22 protein-coding genes, 4 pseudogenes and 1 other annotated feature are annotated in these 22,715 nt (G+C 54.6%); of the genes and pseudogenes, 21 read left to right on the plus strand and 5 right to left on the minus strand.

Annotated elements, in window-relative coordinates; translation table 11 throughout:
• Window positions 1-137: 137 nt before the first annotated feature.
• From JCM12539_RS13065 to JCM12539_RS03645, 3 genes are all read left to right on the plus strand, one after another.
• Complete coding sequence (locus JCM12539_RS13065) at window positions 138-299, plus strand: NmrA family NAD(P)-binding protein (protein ID WP_156302039.1); 162 nt, start codon at window positions 138-140, stop codon at window positions 297-299.
• A 38-nt stretch (window positions 300-337) separates the two neighbouring features.
• Complete coding sequence (locus JCM12539_RS03640) at window positions 338-727, plus strand: NAD(P)-dependent oxidoreductase (RefSeq protein WP_082405320.1); 390 nt, start codon at window positions 338-340, stop codon at window positions 725-727.
• A gap of 557 nt (window positions 728-1,284) precedes the next feature.
• Window positions 1,285-1,887, plus strand: a complete 603-nt coding sequence (locus JCM12539_RS03645; protein WP_054649329.1) for a nuclear transport factor 2 family protein — start codon at window positions 1,285-1,287, stop codon at window positions 1,885-1,887.
• Between the two features lie 161 nt (window positions 1,888-2,048).
• Here JCM12539_RS03645 and JCM12539_RS03650 read toward each other — a convergent pair whose 3' ends face one another.
• The gene (locus JCM12539_RS03650) at window positions 2,049-2,591 is read right to left on the minus strand and encodes a TetR/AcrR family transcriptional regulator (protein WP_054649331.1); all 543 of its coding nucleotides are present in this window, start codon (window positions 2,589-2,591) and stop codon (window positions 2,049-2,051) included.
• 156 nt (window positions 2,592-2,747) lie between these two features.
• Between JCM12539_RS03650 and JCM12539_RS03655 the strand changes: the two genes are divergently transcribed.
• The 5 genes from JCM12539_RS03655 (at window position 2,748) to JCM12539_RS03670 (ending at window position 7,736) form a co-directional block, all read left to right on the plus strand.
• Window positions 2,748-3,170: a YhgE/Pip domain-containing protein gene (locus JCM12539_RS03655; RefSeq protein ID WP_054649333.1), complete on the plus strand. Its 423-nt coding sequence runs from the start codon at window positions 2,748-2,750 to the stop codon at window positions 3,168-3,170.
• A 25-nt stretch (window positions 3,171-3,195) separates the two neighbouring features.
• Window positions 3,196-4,971 carry a YhgE/Pip family protein gene (locus JCM12539_RS03660; protein WP_054649335.1) on the plus strand — a complete coding sequence of 592 codons (1,776 nt, stop codon included), beginning with the start codon at window positions 3,196-3,198 and terminating at the stop codon, window positions 4,969-4,971.
• 307 nt (window positions 4,972-5,278) lie between these two features.
• Window positions 5,279-5,899: a PTS transporter subunit EIIC gene (locus JCM12539_RS14535; RefSeq protein ID WP_263849736.1), complete on the plus strand. Its 621-nt coding sequence runs from the start codon at window positions 5,279-5,281 to the stop codon at window positions 5,897-5,899.
• A complete protein-coding gene (locus tag JCM12539_RS14540; RefSeq protein WP_263849737.1) occupies window positions 5,896-6,528 on the plus strand; it encodes a PTS sugar transporter subunit IIC in 633 nt (210 codons plus the stop codon). Before JCM12539_RS14535 ends, JCM12539_RS14540 begins: the two co-directional genes overlap by 4 nt.
• 35 nt (window positions 6,529-6,563) lie before the next feature.
• The gene (locus tag JCM12539_RS03670; RefSeq protein ID WP_054649337.1) at window positions 6,564-7,736 is read left to right on the plus strand and encodes a GNAT family N-acetyltransferase; all 1,173 of its coding nucleotides are present in this window, start codon (window positions 6,564-6,566) and stop codon (window positions 7,734-7,736) included.
• A gap of 251 nt (window positions 7,737-7,987) precedes the next feature.
• Here the strand turns inward: JCM12539_RS03670 and JCM12539_RS03675 are convergent.
• A pseudogene (locus tag JCM12539_RS03675) lies at window positions 7,988-9,027 on the minus strand (zinc-binding dehydrogenase).
• A gap of 159 nt (window positions 9,028-9,186) precedes the next feature.
• Window positions 9,187-9,744 (minus strand): sigma-70 RNA polymerase sigma factor region 4 domain-containing protein, encoded by a 558-nt coding sequence (locus JCM12539_RS03680; protein ID WP_054649339.1) that lies wholly within the window; start codon window positions 9,742-9,744, stop codon window positions 9,187-9,189.
• A gap of 478 nt (window positions 9,745-10,222) precedes the next feature.
• On the opposite strand from JCM12539_RS03680, the gene JCM12539_RS03685 reads away from it, so the two are divergent.
• The 9 genes and pseudogenes from JCM12539_RS03685 (at window position 10,223) to JCM12539_RS03725 (ending at window position 18,280) form a co-directional block, all read left to right on the plus strand.
• The gene (locus JCM12539_RS03685; protein ID WP_156302041.1) at window positions 10,223-10,729 is read left to right on the plus strand and encodes a hypothetical protein; all 507 of its coding nucleotides are present in this window, start codon (window positions 10,223-10,225) and stop codon (window positions 10,727-10,729) included.
• Between the two features lie 38 nt (window positions 10,730-10,767).
• On the plus strand, window positions 10,768-11,559 hold the full coding sequence (locus tag JCM12539_RS03690) for a hypothetical protein (protein ID WP_054649343.1): 792 nt from the start codon (window positions 10,768-10,770) through the stop codon (window positions 11,557-11,559).
• A 114-nt stretch (window positions 11,560-11,673) separates the two neighbouring features.
• Window positions 11,674-12,078: pseudogene (locus JCM12539_RS13870) on the plus strand (fluoride efflux transporter FluC).
• Window positions 12,072-12,425 carry a fluoride efflux transporter FluC gene (locus JCM12539_RS03700; protein WP_054649345.1) on the plus strand — a complete coding sequence of 118 codons (354 nt, stop codon included), beginning with the start codon at window positions 12,072-12,074 and terminating at the stop codon, window positions 12,423-12,425. The pseudogene JCM12539_RS13870 and the gene JCM12539_RS03700 overlap by 7 nt, the downstream one beginning before the upstream one ends.
• A gap of 401 nt (window positions 12,426-12,826) precedes the next feature.
• Window positions 12,827-14,417, plus strand: a pseudogene (locus JCM12539_RS03705) (Nramp family divalent metal transporter).
• Window positions 14,418-14,420: 3 nt separating this feature from the next.
• Window positions 14,421-14,855 carry a universal stress protein gene (locus JCM12539_RS03710; RefSeq protein WP_054649347.1) on the plus strand — a complete coding sequence of 145 codons (435 nt, stop codon included), beginning with the start codon at window positions 14,421-14,423 and terminating at the stop codon, window positions 14,853-14,855.
• A 184-nt stretch (window positions 14,856-15,039) separates the two neighbouring features.
• A complete protein-coding gene (locus JCM12539_RS03715; protein WP_054649349.1) occupies window positions 15,040-16,092 on the plus strand; it encodes a DNA glycosylase AlkZ-like family protein in 1,053 nt (350 codons plus the stop codon).
• A gap of 26 nt (window positions 16,093-16,118) precedes the next feature.
• The gene (locus JCM12539_RS03720) at window positions 16,119-16,304 is read left to right on the plus strand and encodes a hypothetical protein (RefSeq protein WP_054649351.1); all 186 of its coding nucleotides are present in this window, start codon (window positions 16,119-16,121) and stop codon (window positions 16,302-16,304) included.
• A 794-nt stretch (window positions 16,305-17,098) separates the two neighbouring features.
• Window positions 17,099-18,280 carry an MFS transporter gene (locus JCM12539_RS03725; protein WP_054649353.1) on the plus strand — a complete coding sequence of 394 codons (1,182 nt, stop codon included), beginning with the start codon at window positions 17,099-17,101 and terminating at the stop codon, window positions 18,278-18,280.
• Here JCM12539_RS03725 and JCM12539_RS13070 read toward each other — a convergent pair.
• A complete protein-coding gene (locus JCM12539_RS13070) occupies window positions 18,229-18,828 on the minus strand; it encodes a hypothetical protein (RefSeq protein WP_156302042.1) in 600 nt (199 codons plus the stop codon). The two genes, JCM12539_RS03725 and JCM12539_RS13070, sit on opposite strands and share 52 nt — an antisense overlap.
• A gap of 86 nt (window positions 18,829-18,914) precedes the next feature.
• Window positions 18,915-19,379, minus strand: a complete 465-nt coding sequence (locus JCM12539_RS03730) for a hypothetical protein (RefSeq protein WP_054649355.1) — start codon at window positions 19,377-19,379, stop codon at window positions 18,915-18,917.
• A 235-nt stretch (window positions 19,380-19,614) separates the two neighbouring features.
• Here JCM12539_RS03730 and JCM12539_RS13075 point away from each other — a divergent pair, with 235 nt between their 5' ends.
• The 4 genes and pseudogenes from JCM12539_RS13075 (at window position 19,615) to JCM12539_RS03745 (ending at window position 22,482) form a co-directional block, all read left to right on the plus strand.
• On the plus strand, window positions 19,615-19,776 hold the full coding sequence (locus JCM12539_RS13075; protein WP_156302044.1) for a hypothetical protein: 162 nt from the start codon (window positions 19,615-19,617) through the stop codon (window positions 19,774-19,776).
• A gap of 50 nt (window positions 19,777-19,826) precedes the next feature.
• Window positions 19,827-20,055 (plus strand) — a binding site (T-box leader).
• A gap of 104 nt (window positions 20,056-20,159) precedes the next feature.
• Entirely contained in the window at window positions 20,160-20,864 is a 705-nt protein-coding gene (locus tag JCM12539_RS03735; protein ID WP_225350225.1) for an amino acid ABC transporter permease, read from the plus strand.
• Between the two features lie 107 nt (window positions 20,865-20,971).
• Window positions 20,972-21,627, plus strand: a pseudogene (locus JCM12539_RS03740) (amino acid ABC transporter ATP-binding protein).
• 48 nt (window positions 21,628-21,675) lie between these two features.
• Complete coding sequence (locus JCM12539_RS03745) at window positions 21,676-22,482, plus strand: transporter substrate-binding domain-containing protein (protein WP_054649359.1); 807 nt, start codon at window positions 21,676-21,678, stop codon at window positions 22,480-22,482.
• The last annotated feature ends 233 nt before the right edge of the window (window positions 22,483-22,715 follow it).

Consider the following 22,715-nt stretch of genomic DNA (forward strand, 5'->3'; position numbering starts at 1 on the left):
CTAGGTGCTTTTATTTTTTTGCGCATACATCTGTTAATGTGATTGCAAGGGAGGCGGACCAATGCCATTTTTTTAGACTGGAAATTAGGTTACAACTATAATGATTTCTGAGAAGTAAATCAAAGGAGTTTTAAACTATGAAAATTGCGATTATTGGTGCTACGGGCCACGTTGGCTCTGCAGTGACGGCTGGGGCGTTGCGCCAGGACCACGAGGTGACGGCGATTCTACGCCTTAATCCCCCCCAGATAAGGGCAAACTCGACAGTGCTGTCAAGGTGGTTGAACACGACGCACTAGCCTTGGCGAAAGAAGATTTATCTGGCTAGGACGCCATTGTGGACGGCTTTGCTTCCCCACAGTCTTATCAGCACATCGACGTTGCCGCAAACCTGATTAAGGCGTTTCCGGAAGATGACAAGACCAAATTGATCTTTGTTATTGGTTCCTCCACCTTGGAGAAAGCTGACGGAACCACGCTTTTGGCCGATAACCAGAAGCAATTCGCTGGTGCGCCTTGGCTGGCTGCAATGGTGCAACAATCCCGGAAATTTGAAATGCTCAAGTGGGTCACGAACGTCAACTGGACGGCGGTCACGCCAAACACTGATTTTGAACTCGGCGAAAAAACTGGTTTCAAACTCGGTGGTGATCAGGTATTGACGCCCACCGTTGAAGACAAGTCGCTGATCTCGTTTGGCAACTTCGCGGCAGCAATCTTAGACTAAATCGAACAGAACAAGCACCCGCAACAGCGGTTCTCCGTCATCAACGCCTAAAGATGACTGATAGACAAAAACGGTAACAGCATTAGCAGACTTCATTAACCGTAAAATGGGGATAGTGAGCAACTGAAGTGTCCTTTAATTTTTAGACTTCTTGTCTAACTTTTGTGTGTTGCCTCAATAATAGCTTAGATCAAAATATCCTGGTGGCCATTAATCAACGTTGCACCAACATGCTGCTGAACAGTTTGTTTGAAAGGTTACAGCGATAGAGGGGATAATCGGGTCATTCGAACTGAGGAATGTGTGGGTCCTGCACACGGGTTACTTGTGCATCCTGAAATGACCCGCGTGAACTTAATTGCCGGCTATGATAAATTAACACTGCTACCTGCGGAAATTTCCCTTAGGTGGTCAAAGCCCTGGGCCAATACGGGACATAATGGCCCTGTTGGACAACAAACGCGGCTATTTTCGGTTACTAAAGTTGTCTATAATGATGGCAATCAATAAGGAGGGCCACGCATTATGACGACAAAAAAAAATTCTATGATATTGCTTTGGATCAGACGGATAAGCAGGCCGTTGCCGACCGTGCCGAGATTCGCGAGTTGCTCGAGTATGAGCGCTACACGCGTGACAACAGCCTGTATGCGCAGGAGGCAGCCTGTTACAGCGATGATGCGCAGATTCACGTGTCGTGGTATGACGGTCCAGCAAAGGGCTATTTTGCCAAAGTGGCGCAGGCAAACGGTGGTGGTGCAAAGCACAAGATCAATTACACTGCCGTTTGGGTTAATGGCAACAAGGCTATCGGCGAAATGCCCGTGATGATGCTGTCACCCAGGATTAAGCTCGACGGGCAAGCGGTCGATTTGCAATCCTATGCCCGTATTTTCACCCGATTGGAGAAGCAGGACGGTGTCTGGAAGATTATGGATGGCGACTGCATCTACGAACGTGATGAACTGATTCCCGTCATCCCTGGTCAACCTATCAAGATTGATACGGCTGAACTCGCGGGCTACCGTGAAAGTTACCAAGGCCTTTGCTACGTACTGGCACGAACCGGGATGCAAGGTAGTGACGACCTACCTGGTGATGATCAGCCCAATACGGTAGAGCAAGTCTATAGTGCAGCCAGTCAGTGGTTCTTTGCTTAGCTTCCTGTGCACACTGCAGTAACCGTCCCTCAATATGTCACCGTGGACCAACAGAATTGCTCCTGATTAATGGGGCGGTCTGTTGGTCCACATTTGTATTATGCTCGACGGACCCCGCGCGTTAAATATCCAAACCCATTGCCCCTCGCAAGCCACTAACGCTAAGCTCGACACTTTTTTTCACGAATCTGTTCGGGCGTTAGGGACAGCTTACCGGCTAGACGCAAGCGGAGTAACGATAGAATTGTGTTGGCCGAAAAGCTGACGATAATGGTGGCGTCGTTAAGCGAATAGTCCGTTGCCTTCGTGATGGCTTCAGCCATGCGGGTGGAGACGTCATCGCGAATTTGGCGAATACGTCCAGAATGGTCATCCTGAAACAGAATGTACGAATAGAACTCCTGGTTGGCCAGGAAAAAGGCGGTCAGGGTATTAATCAGTAACCCCCGTTCGGCTAAGTAATCTTTGACCGCGTGCTGGCTAAGGCGGTCAAGTAAATCAACGCGGGCATCATCGACATAGGTGTTAACCAGATCCTCGATGGTGTCGTAGTGGAGGTAAAAAGTTTTACGGTTAATACCAGTCTTTTTGGCCAAAGCGGTTACACGAATCGGTTGTTCATGGTGCATAATCATTTCTTCAAACGCGGTACGAATGGCTTGTTCAGTTCGGGCTGCGCGGATATCCTGTTTTTGTTGTGCCATAATGTCCTCCGTTGCAAAAAAAACTTACGCCACAATTTAACCATAAATGGGACATAAACCCCAAAAAAAATTTTTTTTATGGGTTGGGGTTAACTGCAGACATGTTAGACTCGTTTTCATCAACCAAGATTTGGGGTAATGAGAGGAAGTATTAGCATGCTGAAGGCTGAATTAAAGTACATTACTAGCCACCGCCTATTGTTGGTTGCACTCATCATTATTGCGCTAATTCCATCAATATATGCGGTCACCTTTCTGAAATCAATGTGGGACCCGTACGGCAAGACGGGGGACCTCCCCGTGGCCATAGTGAACCACGATCAGTCCGCGACGATGAACGGTCAAAAGCTAACGCTCGGCCATAACTTGGCGTCTACACTCAAGGATAGTAAAAGTCTGGATTTTGAGGTGGTGTCGGCGCGTAAAGCGCACCAGGGGTTGAAGCAGGGCAAGTATTACGGTGTTTACACCATTCCCGCCAACTTTTCCAAGAACGCAACCACGGTGTTTTCCCGGCATCCCCGGCAGCTCCAGCTTCATCTCGAAACCAGCTCCGGCCATAACTTTTTTTGCCGGTAAAATCGCCACTACGGCTGCCAGCAACATGCAGCGACAATTGAACGGTCAACTGAACGCGGCCTACACTAAGACCCTCGCGGCCGGGCTGAACAAAGTTGGGCGGGGGATGGCCACGGCAAGTACCGGTGCTGGAAAGCTGGCTAAGGGTAGTGCCACACTCCAATCGGGTAGCCAGCAGTTAACCAGTGGCCTGCAGACTTCTGCTGACGGCGAGCAGCGGTTGGCAACGAGTGCGGGTCAGTTAGCTAGTGGTAGTGCAGAATATGTTGCTGGCGTGCATTCTGCCAGCGCGGGTAGTCAGACGCTGGCGGGTGGCTTGGCGCAAAGTGCGAGTGGTGCACAAAGTGTGGGCAGTGGGGCGCAGAAACTCAGTGCTAACCTGGCAACTTTGCAGTCGGGTAGCCAAACTTTAGCTTCACAGTCCGCAGCGTTTAGCGCGCAGCTCAAGCAGTTTGCCCAGACTTTGGCTGCCAGCAATACTGGTGCTGCTAGTCAGCAGTTGGCCACATTGTTGCAGGCGACCGCCCAGACCCTCAACGCCGAGGGCCAGGCTCAGAGCGCAGCCATTGATCAAACTAAGAGCAACGTGGCGGCGACTGCTGCACAACTTAACTTGAACGCTGACCAAACCGCACAGCTGCAGACGGCAGCCACAAGTGCGTATAGTGCTACGGCAGCCAAGCAGTCGGCGAGCGTGCAGCCCCTGCTGACACAGCTGCAGTCGGCGCTGACCACCCTGAGTGGGTCGGCTGATCAATCGTCCAAGCTTAGTACCGCGCTCGACCAGCTCACGACGGGTGCCGACCGGTTAACCGCCGGCACCACGCAGATTGCGAATGGTGCGGCGGAGCTCAGTGCCGGTAGTACACAGCTAGTGGCGGGTAGTACGCAGCTGGCTAACGGTTCCGGGAAACTTTTGGCGGGAGCGACCAACCTGAATTCTGGTTTGGCCGTCCTGAGTAGCAAGGGCCAAACGTTAAGCACGGGGGCTGGTCAGTTGGCAACCGGTGCCAGCACTTTAGCGGCTGGTGGGAGCCAACTCGTTTCCGGCAGTAACCAGCTACAAAGTGGGACTGCCAGTCTGAGCACTGGTAGTCAAACCTTAGCCAAGAAGCTGAACGCCGGTGCCAGCGCGGTACCGAAGCTGAAGGTCACGCAGGCCACTACCAAGATGTTGACTAGCCCGACGACCGTAAAGGCGTACGAACGCGATTCCGTCCCGAACAACGGGACGGCTATGGCACCATACATGGCGGGGGTGGCTCTTTACGTGCTCGCGCTAGCGGTCAACCTGATGTATGACACGGTCAGCCCGCACACTAAGCCTAAAAATGGTGTGCAATGGTGGGCCAGCAAGTCGGTCATTATCAACGGCGTGGCCGTCCTGGGTGGGACACTGGAGTATCTATTCCTGCGCACCATTGCAGGTTTAAAGCCGGAGCAGGGTTTCGCAACCTGGTTAGTCATTGTCCTGACGGCGTTAGTCCTGATGAACATGGTTACCTGGCTCAACCTCGCGCTGAAGCAGTTAGGATCCTTTGTGGCCATGGTACTACTGGTCTTGCAGCTATCCAGTTCGGCCGGAACGTACCCGATCGTTTTGAGCGGCACGTTCTTCGAAAGACTACACCCATACCTACCCATCAGCTACACGGTTGACGCTTTGCGGCATACCATCATGATGAGTGATTGGCCGAGCACGGACTTGTGGGTACTGATAGGCTTCTTTATCGCCTTTGCCGCGCTTTTGCTGCTGAACTATACGCGCCGTTTTTTTGCGGACCAGTCCCAGTGCTTTTAGTGACGAGGACAGCAAAGAAATAGACAATTCAATTGGCTAACAGATATGCCCCGCAGGCTGTGCTTGCGGGACATTTTTATCTAACTAGCAAAATTTTTTTTGGCCGAATTGGCTGTCCACCCCACGATACGTGTAAGGCTGAACTCCCCATCATTCTGTATAATTGGTATATACCATCGGCAGCAATCGATGTATTGACGGATTTGGTCTAGACCTCTAACATAAGTGTTGTTATCTAGTAAGCGCTTTATTTTGGGCCATGGTTAACGTGACCAGAACAAAGCGTACCTTATGAGGAGGTGCAGTTATGCAGAAGTTTATGGATTGGTTGCAGGCAACCGTGATGCCACCAATGGCGCGAATCGGGAACAACAAGTACTTGGTTTCGATTCGTAATGGTCTGGTGCTCACGTTGCCCGCAATTATTTCTGGATCCGTGTTTATGATTCTGGCCAACATACCGATACCGGTGTGGACCCACTTCATCAAACCCTATGTGGGGATGATGGGGGTCGCGGTGAACGCGTCGTTCGGGATTATTTCCCTACTGGCCGTCATCGGGATTGGTTTTCAGTTGTCACAGGAATTAGGGGTCGACGCAATTTCGGGGGCAGGGTTGTCCACGATGGCGTTCATCCTGTTGTCGTTTAACGATAAGTTCACACTCGACACGGCGAATTTTTCTTCGTCCGGATTATTTACTGCCATTATTACGGCGTTCGTGTCGGTGTCGATCTTCAACTTTTTCAAGAAGCGCGACATTGTGATTAAGCTACCCGCGGGTGTGCCGCCGGCCGTATCGAACTCCTTTGTGGCTTTGATTCCGGGATTTGTCATTTTGATATTGTTCTGGACGGTCCGTGTACCGCTCGGCATCGACGTTAACCAGGTGTACAAGCCATTTTCCACCCGTTGCTATTCGCGATGAACACGTTGCCAGGCATTCTGGTATACACGTTGCTGGTCTCGCTACTATGGGTCTGCGGGATTCACGGGGACATGACGCTTGAGGGCATCGCGGATCCCATCTTCCTCCAGTTCTTGACCGCGAACGCGACGGCGCTGGCGCACCACCAACCACTGCCGTACAACACCGCGATGGGTTTCTCCAGCCTCTTTGTCAACGTTGGGGGTACCGGCGCGACAATCACGTTGGTGCTACTGATGCTGTTTTCAAAGTCAAAGACGTATCGGGACCTCGGGCGGCTCGCGTTTCCGAGTGCGCTGTTTGAGATCAACGAACCCGTCATCTTTGGGTTCCCACTGGTTATGAATCCCATCACCATGATTCCGTTTATCGTGGTACCATTGGTGCTGGCAACCGGGAGTTTCCTGTTGATGAGCATTGGCTGGGTCTCGGCGCCGTCCGCGATGGTACCGTGGACCATGCCGCCAATTATTGGTCCCCTGATGGCCACCAACTGGGATTGGCGCGCCGCTGTTTGGTCCGCAGTTGAGTTGGTGATCGCAACCGCGGCCTACTACCCGTTCCTCAAGGCGGCTGAAAAGCAGATGCTGACGGACGAGCAGAAGCAGGTAACCGCAGCGGATCAGTAGAGACGTTTTGTTGTTGGCCTGGAGGAGGAAAAAAAATGACGACGAATTATCGTTTAGACGCGGCGAGCAACCGCGCAGCCTTTTACCAACTGTATTTATACGCGTTTAACGGGCAGGATACCGACGCCCGGCGGCAGTTCTTCAATGCCCGATACGCTCACGCCTGGATTTACGGCATACAGCACGATGGGGCGTTGACCTCTGGGCTGTATAGCTTGCCGTTCACGGTGGATTTTCACGGCGTCGATTACCGGATGAACGGCATTGGCGACGTGATGACGGCCCCCGAGTTTTCCGGACACGGTGGGGCGGGGACGCTAATCAAAGCCGCGTTGGCAGACATGCTGGAGCAGCACGTAACGCTGTCGTATCTGGCCCCGTTCTCGTATAGTTATTACCGCCGCTTTGGGTATGAACAGGTGTTCAACCACGTGACCTACACCATTAACCGTGGTGACGTGCCGCAATACCGCCCACAAACCGCAGCCGGCCGCGTTGTGCGGAGCAGCCTTGCGGACGCTTTGTCCGTGATTAAGCCATTGTACGCGCAAAGGCGGGCGGAACTGTCCGGTGGCCTCGTGCGTGAGGACTGGTGGTGGGATTACCTCACGCTCAAGAACCAGTGGGACGCCGCCGTTTACTACGACAACCATGATGTGGCGCAGGGCTACATGGTGTACAAGCGGTCCGCGACGACGCTCACGGTGCACAAGTTGTTAACCAACACAACGGCCGCCTTTGAGCAGTTGGCCGCGTTTACGTTCCGGCACGGCAACACCTTTGCGCAATTGCGGTACGAGTCGGCGGATAGTCGTTACCATGGCGATTGGTTTGCAAATCCGGATACCGTGGTCACGGTGGTGACGCCGTACATGATGGCCCGGATTGTTGACCTGGCTGATTTTAGCCAACGTTATCCGTACCGGCACGACTTTGAACCGGTACGGATTGCGGTTACGGATAACACGCTGTCAGCGAATAACGGTACGTGGTCTTTGAGTCGGGCTGACAGCAAGGTGACCGTGGAGCGGACCACGGATTCGGTGGATATCAGCGTCTCGATTCAGCAGCTGACCAAGGCCATGATGGGCACCACGAGTTTAACGACCCTCCTGCAAAGGGGCGAGGGCAGTGGCGACCTAGACGCGGCGCAACGGTTAGACCGGGCGTTACAGGACGCAGAGCCACAGGTGAATGATTATTTCTGATAGTTTATGTACGCAAAGAGGAGAGTGGACCACAATGCGGTTAGCTCCCGAGCACTAACGCAATAATGCCGATATTCCCGAACCTAGGAATATCGGCATTATTGTGTTAGGCACAGGGAGCTGCATTGTGGTCCGCGTTTGTAGGCCGGCTTCTCACCATAACTCCGATCGGTCAGAAGCGGCCGGCGTCGATGTGCATAGTTTTGGTGCAGCTGCGAACTATGAGCGGTCTCCTCCCTGCGTTTCTACAACTAGTCTACAATCACGTAAGACTTAATTGCCTGCCGCTGGTCCATGGCCTGGTAGGCGGCGTCGATGTCGTCCAGCTTGAAAGTCTTGGTGAAGACCTTACCCGGGTGAATTTCACCTTGAGGACGGCGTCTAGCAGTAACTGCTTGTCGTACGTCGTAACGGAAGCGGGGCCACCCGCAATCCGCGTGTTGCGGTAGAACAGTGGCTGCATGTCCATCTTCGGGTTGTGCGGCACACCCACACGGCCGACGGTGGCGCCAGGACGGCCACAGCGCACCGCCGTATCGACGGCCTGCTCGGTACCGACACATTCCAACACCGCGTCGGCGCCTTCGCCGTTGGTTAGTTCCATGACTTTGGCAATGCCTTCATCCCCGCGTTCAGCGACGACGTCTGTGGCCCCAAAGTCGCGGGCGAGGGCGGCGCGGTCCTCGTGCCGACTCATGGCGATAATCCGCTTGGCGCCGCGCATCTTGGCGGACAGCACGCCACTCAGACCCACCGCACCGTCGCCGACCACCACAACGGTATCGCCGCGCTGCACTTCAGCGACGCGGGCGGCGTGGTAACCGGTGGCCATGACGTCGGCCAGGGATAGCAATGACTTCAGCATTTCTTCGCTGTAGTCCTCCGGCTTCCCGGGAATCTTGACCAGCGACCACTCACCGTGCTGGTAACGCATGTACTGCGCCTGCGCACCCATCGTGAAGTTGTCGTCGTGGTTCAAGCAGCCGCCCTCAAAGCCGGCGCGGCAAGCGGCACAGTGACCACAACCGTGGGTAAATGGAGCAATCACAAAGTCGCCCGGAATCAGCGTCGTAATGGCATCACCGACTGATTCCACAATCGCTAGAGCTTCGTGACCGGGGTTCTGGGAGTGCTCCGCAACTTTGTCTAGGCCACGGTAGCTCCACAGGTCGGACCCACAGACACACGTCCGCACGACGCGCAAAATAACGTCGTCGTCCGCCTGGATGGTGGGCATCGCCACGTCCTCGACGGCGACCTGACCTGGTTTGATAAAAATCGTATCCTTCATGAAAATAGCCTCCAAATAAGTGGGTATATTTGCTGGAAGATGGTCGGTATATAACGTTCATCCGGCCAACCCGTTAGTTTCATTATGCCCGTTCTCCTGCTGAAAAGATAATACTTCTTTGCTAGGGGGTGTATGCCTGATACGTATAGTTGCCCCTACCTACTGCGTTGTTTTAATGAGTAGCAGCGCCTGTTTCTGCACTTTGCGCATGATCCGGATAATCTGGTACCGCGACAGCCCGAGCGTTGCGGCCACCTCGGTGTTGTTCAGGCCGCGGTACCGGAGCTGCAGGACGTCACGCTCGTGCGCGTGGAGGGTGCTGAGGAGCTGGTCGTAAAACTCATGGCGCTCGGCGTCGAGCTGGGTGTCCCCTGGCGCCGCAAAGTCGCGCAGGGAACCGCTAGGCAAATCGCAGGATACTAGCGGCGCGATTTCTGCGCGCCGCTGTAGAACGCGGACCTTATCCAGGAGGTTGAGGTAGACAAAGTGGCCGGCCAACCGGTTGAATTTGGTGATATCCGTCACCGTCACCCGTGCGTCCTGGTAGGAACAATAGTAGTTAATGTAGAAGATTGTGGCCTCTTGTAGCCAATCATCGAAGTCTCCACGGTGCCGCCTGATTCCTAGCCTGTACAAAGCGTGGTAAATCACGCCTTTGTGTGCTTGTAAAAAGTCGTGGGCCTCCTGCCAACAGCGCGTATCATGTTGCTTGTTCATTGTTACCTCCAGCCGGCGGGGCGCGCTCCCGCGGGTGTTTTATTATGTAGCGCTACGGGCACCATCATGCCATGGGTGTGCCGTGTTGGCGTGTGACCGGGGGTAGCTGGTGGGTCCCGACCGTGTTAGTGATTGGTGGCAGGTGGGTTGCGGAAGTGCAACGGGAATTTGCGTAAAACGCCGGTATGAGTACATTGATCAACGAAGTTGTGTGGACGATGTGACGCTTGTTACGCGTTTCAAGGTAGCGTGAACGCGGTGTTGTTGGTATATTGAATAACAACCGTCATCCCGATTCTCACAAATTAGCGAAAACGTGAAAAAATGGACAGACTCAAACCATTGAGCTGTGGCGCCGAGGCCGTAGAATGAATATATAAATAAAGCGGCGTGCGGGTAACAGTAATTGTTCTGTGTGCGTGTATAAAGACGGTAAAAGCGTAGGAGAGTTTATTGTGCACACCGCGGCTGAGGATGGGTGATTAAGATGATTTATGGGACGGATACTACTACTGGACGGGTAGTGGGCATGATGGCTGGGATACCCCTACAACCGGCGGGAATTCCGGCCCCGCGGTACACGGGGGTCGATTACTACGCGGGGGTGCGCTCTGCCACCGTTGCTCGTAGCCGTGCACGGGTGGACGCATACTTAGCTCACGCGCGGGTAGCCGAGCATGAGGCAATTGCGCGGCAGCTGGTGCCGCGGTACTACTTTGTGTTGAAGTCGGCTGCGAGTGTTTACTTAGTCCGGGCCCGGAATTCACGCCAGGCGGGCCAGCTACTGACGGAGACCGTGGGGACGGCCGCAACCGTCACGAGTCGGGTGCAAATCAGTCAGGAGAGCGCCTTCGTGATGATCGACTTGAATTGTAACGCCGCCTTTGCGCGCGCCACGGTTAGTTTCTTAGCGACCAACTCGGTTTTCACTGGCGTTATTGTGCAGGAGCAGGTAGTGGAGACCGGCACGTTAGTCATGATTTAGGTTACGGGGGTTGGGCCCGTGTCCATGGAGTATAGGGTATGAATGCAGAATATACATTAACGATTAATGCGTACAAAGCCGAGTTGGGTGATTGGCACAAGTTCCGCCGGGCCGTGCGGCTACCGCACCGCGAATTGGTGGCGGCCCTGTACGTCATGACCGCAGGAACGGCTGCATTACTGCTGGTGCAGGCGGTGGCACTCCACCAGCAGGGCGGGATTGACCTACCACAATTGTTGCTGTTGGTGGGACTGGCGTTGGCCAACCAGCCATATTTGTTGGGCGGCTGGTTGTACGTCCTAATCACCTTTGCGTTACTCCTCCTCGCGAGTAGCATCGTCGGTGTGCGCCGCTACCGCACGGCACGGCGGCTATACCGCGGCTGGATTGACGGCACGAACTCCGTGGACACACTGTACATGGAGCCGCTGATTGATAACTTGTGTGTTGTCTACACGGCGCAGAGCGTGCCGACCGCCGCGTTGCCAGTCATGCTGGCCCGTTTTGCTTATGCAAGCCAGGGAAATGATGACTACTCGCAGCAGGCGGCCAACGAGTGGCAGGAGGTCCTGCAGACGGCGAGCCGGCAACTGATTAGTCGGCAGGAGGTGCTGGCAAAGGTGATCCAGGTCACGCGGCCGTTTGGGTCGGTTGCGCCCGTAGATATCACGACCACCACGACCCAGCGTCAGGTAAGCCTACTAGCCTTACCAGGTGGGCACACGACGGTGGCGCTGGGGATGCAGGCCGGGCAGCGTACCGTGTTTTTCAAGTTGCGGTTGGCGACCCCGGCGCTACAACCAGCGTGGGGTAATATTCAGTTCGCATAGAAAGTCCCGCTACTCAATGTGGCGGGGCTTTTCTGTGGTTGGCGTTTGTATTAGCACGGGTGGCTTTGTTATAATGCACAGCGTTTGCAGAAACTTTGTGCGTGGGGTGTTAATATGCAGAATACAATCTGGCGTTGGCGTGATGCGGCCGCGGTGTTTAGTGGTGGCTGTTTGGGCGGTGCTGCCCGCTACGGCGTAGGTCTATGGTTCCACGATGGCACTAACCTCCTAGGAACTACGGCCGTTAACCTGACTGGCAGTTTTTTTATTGGCCCTCATCACGTATGGTTTAGCGTTGTATGTGGACCTACCGGACTGGCTCATTTTGGCGCTAGGAACCGGCTTTGTGGGGGCGTTCACTACTTTTTCCACTTTGTTTGTAAACGTGGTGGCGCATGCTGCAAGCCAGCCGCGTTCGTGGCGGTGATGCTGGTGGTTAATCTAGTGGGTGGTTTAGCCGCCGCCATGCTGGGATATTGGGTGGCAACGGCGTGGGCCGAGAGGTATAACAAATGGTGATTTTAATTGCGGTAGGCGCCGGGGTGGGTGCCGTGGCCCGCTATGCCCTCACCACGTGGGGCAAAGTCTGGTGGCCGGGTCAACCGTTGGCGACCGTGGTTATTAACGTGACGGGCGCGTTGCTTGCGGGCGTGATTACGGGGTTGATGTTGCCAGCGGCCTGGGCGGTGGTGCTACTCACCGGGTTTTGTGGCGGCTACACCACCTTCTCGACCATGATGGTGGACGCGATGATTTTACTGCGTAAACGCGATTGGTGGGGCTGGCTGTGGTACTTTCTCGGCAGTAGCGTCCTGGGTATTGTCGCCGTCATTATCGGTATGACGGTCGGTATGGGGATGCACTAAACGGCAGATGTTTGCCTACATGTGCAGGGATACATAAGACTGGAACCAATCTCACTGCTGGTGGGGTTGGTATTTTTTTTGTCTTGAAACCCGGGTTTTTGATCAAGACAGAGGATGCCACAATAACGTGAAACTGACGTCAATAAAATGACGTGTCACATTGTTTCTAGTGTGTCCGAAAACATTTCTTGTCAGTCTTACGCACACAAACGCCCGTTTGCGGGCAATGTTGTCAAAATTGCGGATTTTTTTCTAGATATACCTAAAAATACTTTACAATGAATTTTGGGGTTGTATACTAATGTTGGTTTCAAATTTACTCGATTAATTCGAGGGTGCCACACGCATGTGGCAGTCGGGGAAGCGTGACAGGCGTTCTCTCCGGCAGAAAGGGGAATAACATGAAGAATGCACCAGAAACACCCCGCAAGCATAAACTCATTGAGTATGCGAACGGGCCGTCGTTGGAGGAAATCAACGGCACGGTCGAAGTACCGAAAGGCAAAGGCTTTTGGCGAACGTTATTCGCCTATTCTGGGCCAGGTGCGCTGGTTGCCGTGGGTTATATGGACCCAGGTAACTGGTCAACGAGTATTACTGGTGGGCAGAACTTCCAGTACTTGCTGATGTCCGTTATCTTGATTTCGAGCTTAATCGCTATGTTGTTACAAAACATGGCGGCTAAGCTGGGGATTGTTAGTCAGATGGACTTGGCACAGGCAATTCGCGCCCGTACCAGTAAGACGTTGGGGATTATCTTGTGGATTATGACGGAGTTTGCCATCATGGCCACTGATATTGCGGAGGTTATTGGTGCCGCCATTGCCCTATACCTGTTGTTCCACATTCCGCTAGTCATCGCGGTTTTCGTGACTGTATTTGATGTGCTGCTATTATTGTTACTCACGAAAATCGGTTTCCGGAAGATTGAGGCCATCGTGGTCTGCCTGATTATGGTGATCCTACTGGTCTTTGTTTACCAAGTTGCATTGTCAAACCCTGACTGGGGTGGCATCATCAAGGGCTTGGTACCAAGCGCGGGCACGGTAGCCTCCCACCCCAAGGTTAACGATGAGTCCATTGAGCGGGGCACTCGGGATTATTGGTGCGACCGTGATGCCACATAACCTCTACCTGCACTCCGCAATTTCACAAACGCGGAAAATCAACCATGACGATCCCGAAGAAGTAGCTACGGCCGTACGGTTTAGCCAGTGGGACTCAAACATCCAACTCACCTTTGCCTTCGTGGTTAACTCGTTACTGCTGATTATGGGTGTCGCAGTCTTCAAGAGTGGCGCCGTGAAGGACCCATCATTCTTCGGTCTGTTCAAGGCTCTGTCCGATACCACGATGTTGAGTAACGGGGTGTTGATTGCCGTGGCCAAGTCGGGGATCCTGTCCATTCTGTTTGCCGTCGCCTTGCTGGCATCCGGCCAAAACTCCACGATTACTGGGACCCTAACCGGTCAGGTCATTATGGAAGGGTTTATCCACATGCGGATGCCGTTATGGGCCCGCCGTCTGGTGACCCGTCTAATTTCCGTAATTCCCGTGCTGGTTTGTGTGTGGATGACACGGAACCTACCGGCAGTGGATGAGCATGAGGCGCTGAATAACCTGATGAATAATTCGCAGGTCTTCCTGGCGTTCGCCTTACCGTTCTCGATGTTGCCGCTGCTGATGATGACGGACAGCCGCGCAGAAATGGGCCAGCGGTTCAAAAACTCTTTGTGGGTCAAAGTCTGTGGCTGGGTGTCCGTAGTTGGTTTGACGGTGCTGAACGTGATCAGTTTGCCTGACGCCTTTGCCGGATTTCTCGGTGATGGCGCGGCTGCGGGCCAGGTACAAATGGCCCACATTATGGCCTATGTTGCCATCTTCGCCGTTCTGGCTTTGCTGGCATGGTGCACGGCCGATCTGTACCGCGGCAACAAGAAGCTGATGCAGCTGCAAGGCGACGCCCACCACGACGTTGCGGAGGAGGCATAAACCATGGATAAAGACTTTAAGAAGATTTTGGTCGGCGTTGACGATTCGGAGGATGCCTTAGCTGCGTTCCGTTACGCGATTCACCGGGCCAAAGCCGACGACGCAGAGCTAATCATTGCGTCCGTGTTGGAATCCGACGAGATGAACGTGTACCAGGCGTTGACCAAGGATTACGTGCACGGTGAGCGGGCTGAATTGGCCGAGCACTTGAACAAGTACGTTGAGTTAGCCGAAAAGGCTGGAATTAAGAATGTGCGCGCGGTGATTGGCGAAGGGGATGCAGGTGAGACCATCATCAAGCAAATTATCCCCAAAGTGGATCCGGACCTACTCATTATTGGCGCGATGGCCAAAAAGGGTATTGCCCGCCACTTTGGTAGTCAGGCGGCATACATGGCTAAGTACGCGGAGATTTCCGTGTTGGTAGTACGAAATTAAGTATTAACAGTTTAATATCACAGGGACGACAGCGCCTGGTGGGGATGAGATTAACCCCGCCAGGCGCTGTTGTTTGCTGTGGAAATGGTTATCGGCGGCATACAGTTATTAGCCCGTGTGACGTGTATAATAACACTTAGTTGGCAAACGAACTGCGTGTAATTGAGGAGGCGGTGAAGCATTAATGGAGCGTGAACAATTATTTTTGGCCCGCATGAAGCAGCAGGGCCTAATTAACCCTAGTGAGGACCTCGAGCAGGTATTCCAAACGACCATTGGGATGCAGGCACAGCAGCAACGCCAGACCGAGGTGGGGATTGCCTTGCGCACCCGCAAAGTGACATACACTGACCTGCTGGCACGTTATCAAAGTGGCCGGGTTGTCCGGACGTGGGCGCAGCGGTGGACGTACCAATTGTTGCAGCGTGACGACTGGGAGCTAATTATCGCTGCTCGCCGCGGTGAAAGCTTGCCGCAAACGTATTTCCGTGGTGAGCGGGCTCGCATCATGAGTCTGGCCGACAAGTTGGCGGTGGACTTACATCCCGGCCAGGTAATGACGCAGGAGGACGCTATGTCGTTGTTAGCGCATCACGCTGATACGAACGGTGACCACCATTTGTGGTACGTAGTGATGCAGATTTTGGCTGCTCGGGGCTTAGTGACCTTTAATCCTGCGTTGACGGGGTTACAGACCGAGATACGGGTGATGCCTGCGCCCACGGTGGACACTGACGTGGCGATGCGGCAGCTGATGGACCGCTTTGTGCGTGGCTTTGGCCCGGTGCGGCTCGCGGACTTTTGTAAGTGGGCTGGTATCGGTGCTAGTCGGGCTCGGGCCAACTGGCAACAGTGTGCTGCACAGTGGCAGCCGGTTGGCGAACCTGGCGACGGGTTGTACGTGGCGGCCAGTATAGCAGCGTTACCAGACGACACTTTGACCGGACGGGCTTTGCTCGTGGGTGGTTTTGACGGCACGCTAACCGCGTATGCAGACAAAGGCTGGTTGGCGGTGCCACCCGCCAAGTTATGGACGGCAAATGGTATCCTCAAACCCTTTGTCATCATTGATGGCGTGATTGGCGGCACCTGGTCCACGCGGTGGCGCGGCGACAAAGTTGATTTCGCGTTCGAGACGTGGCGGAGTGTTCCGCGGCGGTTGCGGACTCAGATTGAGGCGCAGTGTGAGCGGGTGGCACGGTTCTTTAATGTTGCGGTGGGTTCGATTTCCTATTAGCAGTGTTTAGTTAAACGTACGCTCGATTGGCGATTTTAGCCGGTGAGGGTGGCGTGGGGTACAGCGACTTTCTGGAACGTTCCACGGTGACCGCTACAGTGGCTGGTCGTACTGGCATGGTGGCTCCGGTTGAACGGCTGGGCCCCGCGACCGGCTACGTGCCTCACGCTCACGCCCGTGCCGGGCTACGGCGAATTGCCGTAGCCCGATAAACCCACTCGGTCTAGCCAATTTGATTCTGGGGTCGCTCAAGTGACAGTCTGCGACGGTCACTTGAGTTGACTCCCGGTAAGGGCTAAAGCCCAAACCGGAAGTAAACCAACAGAACTTCGGGCATGCAGCCGTCGCGGGGACCAGCCGCTCAACCTCCACCACCACGCCAGTACGACCAACGGTAGATGTTGATCGGTACGGGGTCGGTCGGAGCCGCACCCTACCGTACAGAACCACAGTTGCGAACGGATTTATGAATGATTTGGTCCACATCTAACATCTTAACGGCAAGAACATTCGGAATCCCGCGGGTGCGTTTTGAAACGAAGGTGTCATGCCCAGAGACGTTGTTAGCTCATCAGCCCGGCCAACGCTGCCGTCGACCGCTACCGAAGCAACCACGGCGTAGGCACGTAAGCCGCAGTCCCAAGGCCCACCCGCGCGTTCGAAACCGACTAACCCCTTACTATGTATGGCTTCAATTTCCGATTAATGGTGGCGCGGTCCACCGTGAAATGGTATTCTATCTATAAATTATGAACGGAGGGGTCGGCATGTCTAGCTCAATGTTGAACTGGTTACAGCAAAAAAAATGCAATTATTTACATTTTGACGTCTAAGTGGACCAGTGCGCACTTTTTTTTAGCGCAACATTGAGTAACTAGACGTTAACGACTCTAATAAACCGTACTCGCGGAGCGCGGTTGGGGGTGGTCGCTAATGCGTCCGCCTTTTTTTGGTACCCACAGAACGTTCGGGGTACGTTTAGAGTCCTCACAGTGAGGACAATTATATGATTAAACAACGGAATATTATCAGCGCGTATGTATACACCTTTGTGTCGTGGTTTGGTATCACCAACTTGTGGGTAATTTATCTTGGGCAGCAGGGCCTGTCACTCGTACAAATTGGGTTATGTGAGAGTATCTTCCACGTGGCGAGCTTTTTGTTTGAGGTGCCGTCGGGAGTGCTGGCCGACCGGTTCAGCTACAAGACCGTGCTCTTTGCCAGTAGGATAACCACCATTGCTAGTGCGGTACTGATGCTGGTGGGGCAAAGCTGGTGGTGGTTTGCCGTCAGCTTTGTGGTGAGTGCGTGGTCGTACAACCTCCAATCTGGCACGCTGGAAGCGCTGGTGTACGAGTCGCTGGCTCCGGCCACCCGCGAGGCGCAGTATGCCCGGGCAACCAGCATGATGGGCTCGTTAAGCGAAATTGCGGCGACGGCGGGCGTGATTGTTGCCGGCATCTTCGTGCACTGGCACTTCAGTTGGGTGTACCGCATTCAGATACTGCTCGCCCTCGTGGGGTTACTATGCGTAGCGAGTTTGCGCACGCCTGCTGGCCGGAGCGCGACCGGCAAAGACGCGGCGCCCCGACAGACCGTAGTCACCATCGTTCGGGCGGCTGGTCACGTACTGCGCACGCAGCCGGCGTTGCGCAACCTGATGGTACTCGACGCAAGCCTGAGTGCGGTAGCGACCGCGTACTATTATTACTTCCAGAACGTTATGACGACGCACCACTGGAGTAGTCCGATGATTAGCGGATTAATGTTGACGGGGTCGTTGTTAGCGGTGGTCGGGATGCAGTTGCTACCGTGGATTCAGCGGCGTATCGGGCGGTTTGCGCTCTTGCTGGGGATGACGCTCCTCATGGTCGTGGCACTACTGCGCGGGGGTCCACATTGTCCCCGTGATGGTCGCCCTCTACCTGGTGGGCCAAACGGTGGACGCGGTCATTTACCCGTTGTTCAACACGTACTACAACGCCATGATTCCGGATGGACAGCGGGCAACTTTGCTATCCGTGGCCAGTATGCTGTTTTCCGTTGTGATGGTGGTGCTCTTCCCGGTTGTCGGCTGGGGTATCAGCCGCTGGGGTTTCAACGCTACCTTTGCAGGGCTCGGCGTCGTGATGAGCGTCATCGTGGCCGTCTGGGCCGTGGGGCAAAGACGTGGTGGCAGGTGATGTAGCGGTCCATGCGGGCTGCTGTTGGGGAACGGTGTTGCTGATGGTCATCATCAGCCTGGGTGGGCGTCCCCACGCTATTGTGGTCGTGGTCGCGCACTCCCGCGGTAGTCACGAACTTTTGCCAGCATTGGGTGACCAGTTGGCTAAACCTTTGTGGTTCAACACCGAGTGATCTGAGCGGGATGACGAGAATGGTGCCCGGCAGTTCGGCCTGATAATACTGCGGACGCTGGCCAACCCAAAAACGGGCGCGTTTTTGACTGCGTGCAGAACGCGTTGTTGCCCGCAAACCGTATTGAGCGGGATTACGGACGCAAACAATGTAGAGGGAGCGGCTACCATAGTTGTAATCCGGTACTGTGCGTAGCTCAAAGTGGGTGATATCCGACCACGACGCGGTTGTGACGTTGCCAAAATGCTGGTAAGTGATTCCGGATGCGGTTAAACTCACCCGGGGCTTGCCGGTGGCGTGCACAATCGCCCATACTAGTAGTATGATTACGCATACCATTACGAAGACGATGGCCAGGCTGATAGTCATGTCCCGCATGGCGTGCGGCTGACGGTGTCCCTGAGTGCGGACACCGACGGTTATTACAACGAAGATGAGTGCCACCATTTCGATGGGGATAAGGGCTAGAATGCGATCGGTATTTTGGTATAAAAAGTAAGGTGGGTGGGGCTCGTCGATGAGACCTTGGTTGAGCTGCTGTAGCCAGGGCTTCTCGCGCGTAAAGCCGTTACGCTCATGGTGCGTATGTTCTGTGCCACCGTCATTTTTTTTGTTGACCGGGTAGGACTGGATATGCTTGGCCGCGGCCGCAACATGATAATGCTACCCGCAATTTGGACGGGCATGGTGACGAAAAAGAGGGTCATACCCAGTCCGGTAATGCTGATGCCCAGGGTAATCAACACCATAATTTGCCCAGTGTAGCGCAATTGGTTATATCGGGCCTGGGTCAGGGATATCGCGACCAATAATACTTCCAGAAACATGGCCAGCCATAGTACCCCCAAAGGTTGGTTGAACCACTGACCGCCAATCAGGATGGCACTGAGAAACATCGTGGGAATAACTAGCGCCAGGATCCGGCCCAAAGTGGCGGCTACTATGGTGAATGCATTGTTTTTTTTGCATAATACGCTTGCCTCGTGGTTGATCATAATAATGTTGGTGTGGACATGATACCGGGCTGGGATGCACGGGTGGTTAGTAACCAATCAAAAACGGAATTTAATAACAAAAGTATATCGTAAAAGTGTCGTGGATAACGAGCAATTCTGTCGAATATCCATGGCAATTCGGCGTCAGCTATGAGTTTGGTGGTCGCAGGTGGCGGTTCTGGCTGCTGGGAGTGCCGTGGGTTACTGCGACTTTGTGGACCGCTCCACGGTGGCCGCTGCTAGTGGCTGGCCCTATTACCGCGGAGCACCCCACACGCCGCAGTTCACCGTCCCGGCCTACGCTGCCGCCACACCGCATCCAACTAACTAACAATTGACAAGTGTCTCACCAGGCGCTAACATAAACTTCATAATTGATTGTAGTTGTGTACGATGGGATGAGTAGCTAGTGTCCTGCCTACAGAGAGCCGACGGTTGGTGCGAGTCGGTGGCGGACGCTGGTGAAGATGGTCCCGGACACTGACCGCGGCTGAGCAATGCAAAGTCGTGGCGGGGGCTCCCGTTACCGGGCGTAGCCATGTTCGTGGCGAAAGGGGACGCATGTGTCCCGAAACAAGGTGGTACCGTGGAGCGACACTCCGCCCTTGTCCGTGATAGCGGACGGGACGGGGTGTTTTTATATCGCAGCTCCACGCCCGGTACGCCACAACTAAATTCCGGATGTCTAGCCGGCGTCCCAGAGGAGGCAATGAAGTGAATCTTTGGCATATTATTACGAGTTCGACCCCACAGCTACTAGCTGCGGGCTTCAAGTACACGCTTCCCATCGCCATTATTTCGTTTATCCTGGGGTTGGTGCTCGCGCTGCTCACGGCGTTGGCGCGGATTTCACAACGCGGCGGCCTGTTCAACATCGTGAAGTGGATCTGTAACTTCTACGTGTGGCTCTTCCGGAGCACCCCGCTACTGGTCCAGTTGTTCATCGTGTTCTTCGGTCTGCCGTACTTGAAAATCAAAGGGGTCTTTCCCCACGGCATCCAGATGGATCCGGTGATAGCCGGCATTCTGACCTTCACTCTGAACACAGGGGCCTACTGTAGCGAGACCATCCGTGGCGCGATTCAGTCAATTCCCAACGGCCAGTGGGAGGCCGCCGCAACCATCGGGATGACCCGCAGCATGGCCCTCCGTCGTATCATCATTCCGCAGGCGTTGCGCGTGTCCCTGCCACCTTTGGCTAACAGTTTCATCAGCCTGGTCAAAGACACGTCGCTGGCCGCCTCGATTACCATCGTCGAGATGTTCGAGGTGAGCCAACAGATTGCCGCCGCCAACTACCAACCGCTGGTGATGTACACGCTGGTCGCCGTCTACTACGCGATTGCCTGTACCCTGCTTGCCTGGGTGCAGCATTACCTGGAAAAATGGACGTCGCGGTACGTCACAACGACCAACTAGGGAGGGGATGATGACCCATGATTAAGATAGAGCATCTTGATAAGCAGTTTGCGGAACACCACGCGTTGCAGGACATCTCCGCCGAGTTTCCGGAGCACCAGACGACCGTGATTCTCGGGCCGTCCGGGTCGGGGAAGTCCACTTTGTTACGGAGTCTCAACCTCCTGGAGCGGCCGGAACGGGGCCAGTTCGACTTTGACCAAACGCACATCGATTACAGCCAGCCGATTAGTGACGCGACGGTGCTCGACGTGCGGCGGCGGACGGAGATGGTGTTCCAGCAGTTCAACCTGTTTCCGCACCTGACCGTGCTGCAAAACCTCATCGAGGGCCGGTGCACGTCCTCAAGCAGGACAGGGCCGCCGCCACCGACCACGCCCAGGAGCTGCTGGGCAAAGTCGGCCTGGCGGACAAAGCTGACGTCTACCCGAGCTCCCTGTCCGGGGGCCAGGCCCAGCGGGTGGCGATTGCCCGCAGCCTGGCGATGCGGCCGGAATACATCTTTCTCGACGAGCCGACCAGCGCGCTGGACCCAGAGCTGGAGTTGGAAGTCCTGAAGGTACTCCTGCAAATCGCGCGGGAGGAACAGTCGATGATCATCGTGACGCATAACATGGCGTTTGCACAGAAGGTGGCGGACAAGATTCTGTTCGTGGAGGACGGTCAAATTCGGTTTGACGGTACTAGCGACGAATTTTTCCACACCGACAACGAGCGCATCCGCAACTTTGTGTCCGCGATGACCTTTGCCACGCTGGATTAATGTCGTTGCGTTATTATAGAAGTAAATTATCCTGAGGGGGATTCAATTATGAAGTTTAACTGGAAGAAGATTGCCGTTGTGACCGCCACGGTAGCGGGCGCGCTCACGTTGGCCACCTTTGGTCAGACCGGCACCACCCACGCCGCCAGCAACTACAAGAGCGAGCTGGTGCACAAAGGTGAGTTGACCATCGGACTCGAGGGAACCTACAAGCCCTGGTCGTACCGCAAAGACGGCAAGTTGACCGGGTTCGAGGTGGACCTGGGTAAAGCGATTGCCAAGAAACTGGGCGTGAAGGCGAACTTTGTGCCGACCAAGTGGGACTCGCTAATTGCCGGCTTGGGTAGCGGCAAGTTTGATACCGTCCTGAACGACGTGACGCCGACCCCAGAAAGACGGAAGGCCTACGCGTTCAGCACCCCGTACGTTTACAGTCGGTACGCGTTGATCACCAAGTCGGGCAGCAAGCTGACCACGCTCAAGAGTGTCAAGGGCAAGAAGCTGGTCGAGGGTACCGGGACCGACAACGCGGACGTGGCCAAGAAGGCCGGGGCCAACATTACCTGGAACGGCGAATTTGCGACGACTTTGCAGATGATTAAGCAGGGCCGTGCGGATGGTACCATCAACTCGACGCCAACGTGGTACGCCTACAAGCAGGACAACGCCACCAAGGGGTTGAAGGCAACGGTGTTGAAGAACAGTGAGGTCAAGCCCGCTAAGGTTTCGGCGTTGCTGGATAAGAAGGATAAGAACCTCCAGAAGCGTGTGAACAGCGCGATTAAGGCGCTGAATAAGGACGGAACGTTGAAGAAGCTGTCCACGAAGTACTTTGGTACGGACATCACGAAGTAGCTGGTGAGTGCACAAGAAGGGCCGCAACCCTGCGGCGTACCGATACTGGGTGACCAGTGTGGGTGCTGCGGGGATGCGGCCTTTTTGGGCGCGTTTTGTTCGCGGGGCAAAAATGCAACCAGAGTGAGCAATTTTTGCGATAAATTGATTTTTAGGAGCCATTAATGCGCTAATTTTACACGGTATGAGGAGCGGGGCATCCGCATTTGGGTTTGGGCCCGCAAAACAAGTTT

This window comes from Lacticaseibacillus pantheris DSM 15945 = JCM 12539 = NBRC 106106, assembly GCF_001311175.1.
In the GTDB taxonomy this organism is placed as follows: domain Bacteria; phylum Bacillota; class Bacilli; order Lactobacillales; family Lactobacillaceae; genus Lacticaseibacillus; species Lacticaseibacillus pantheris.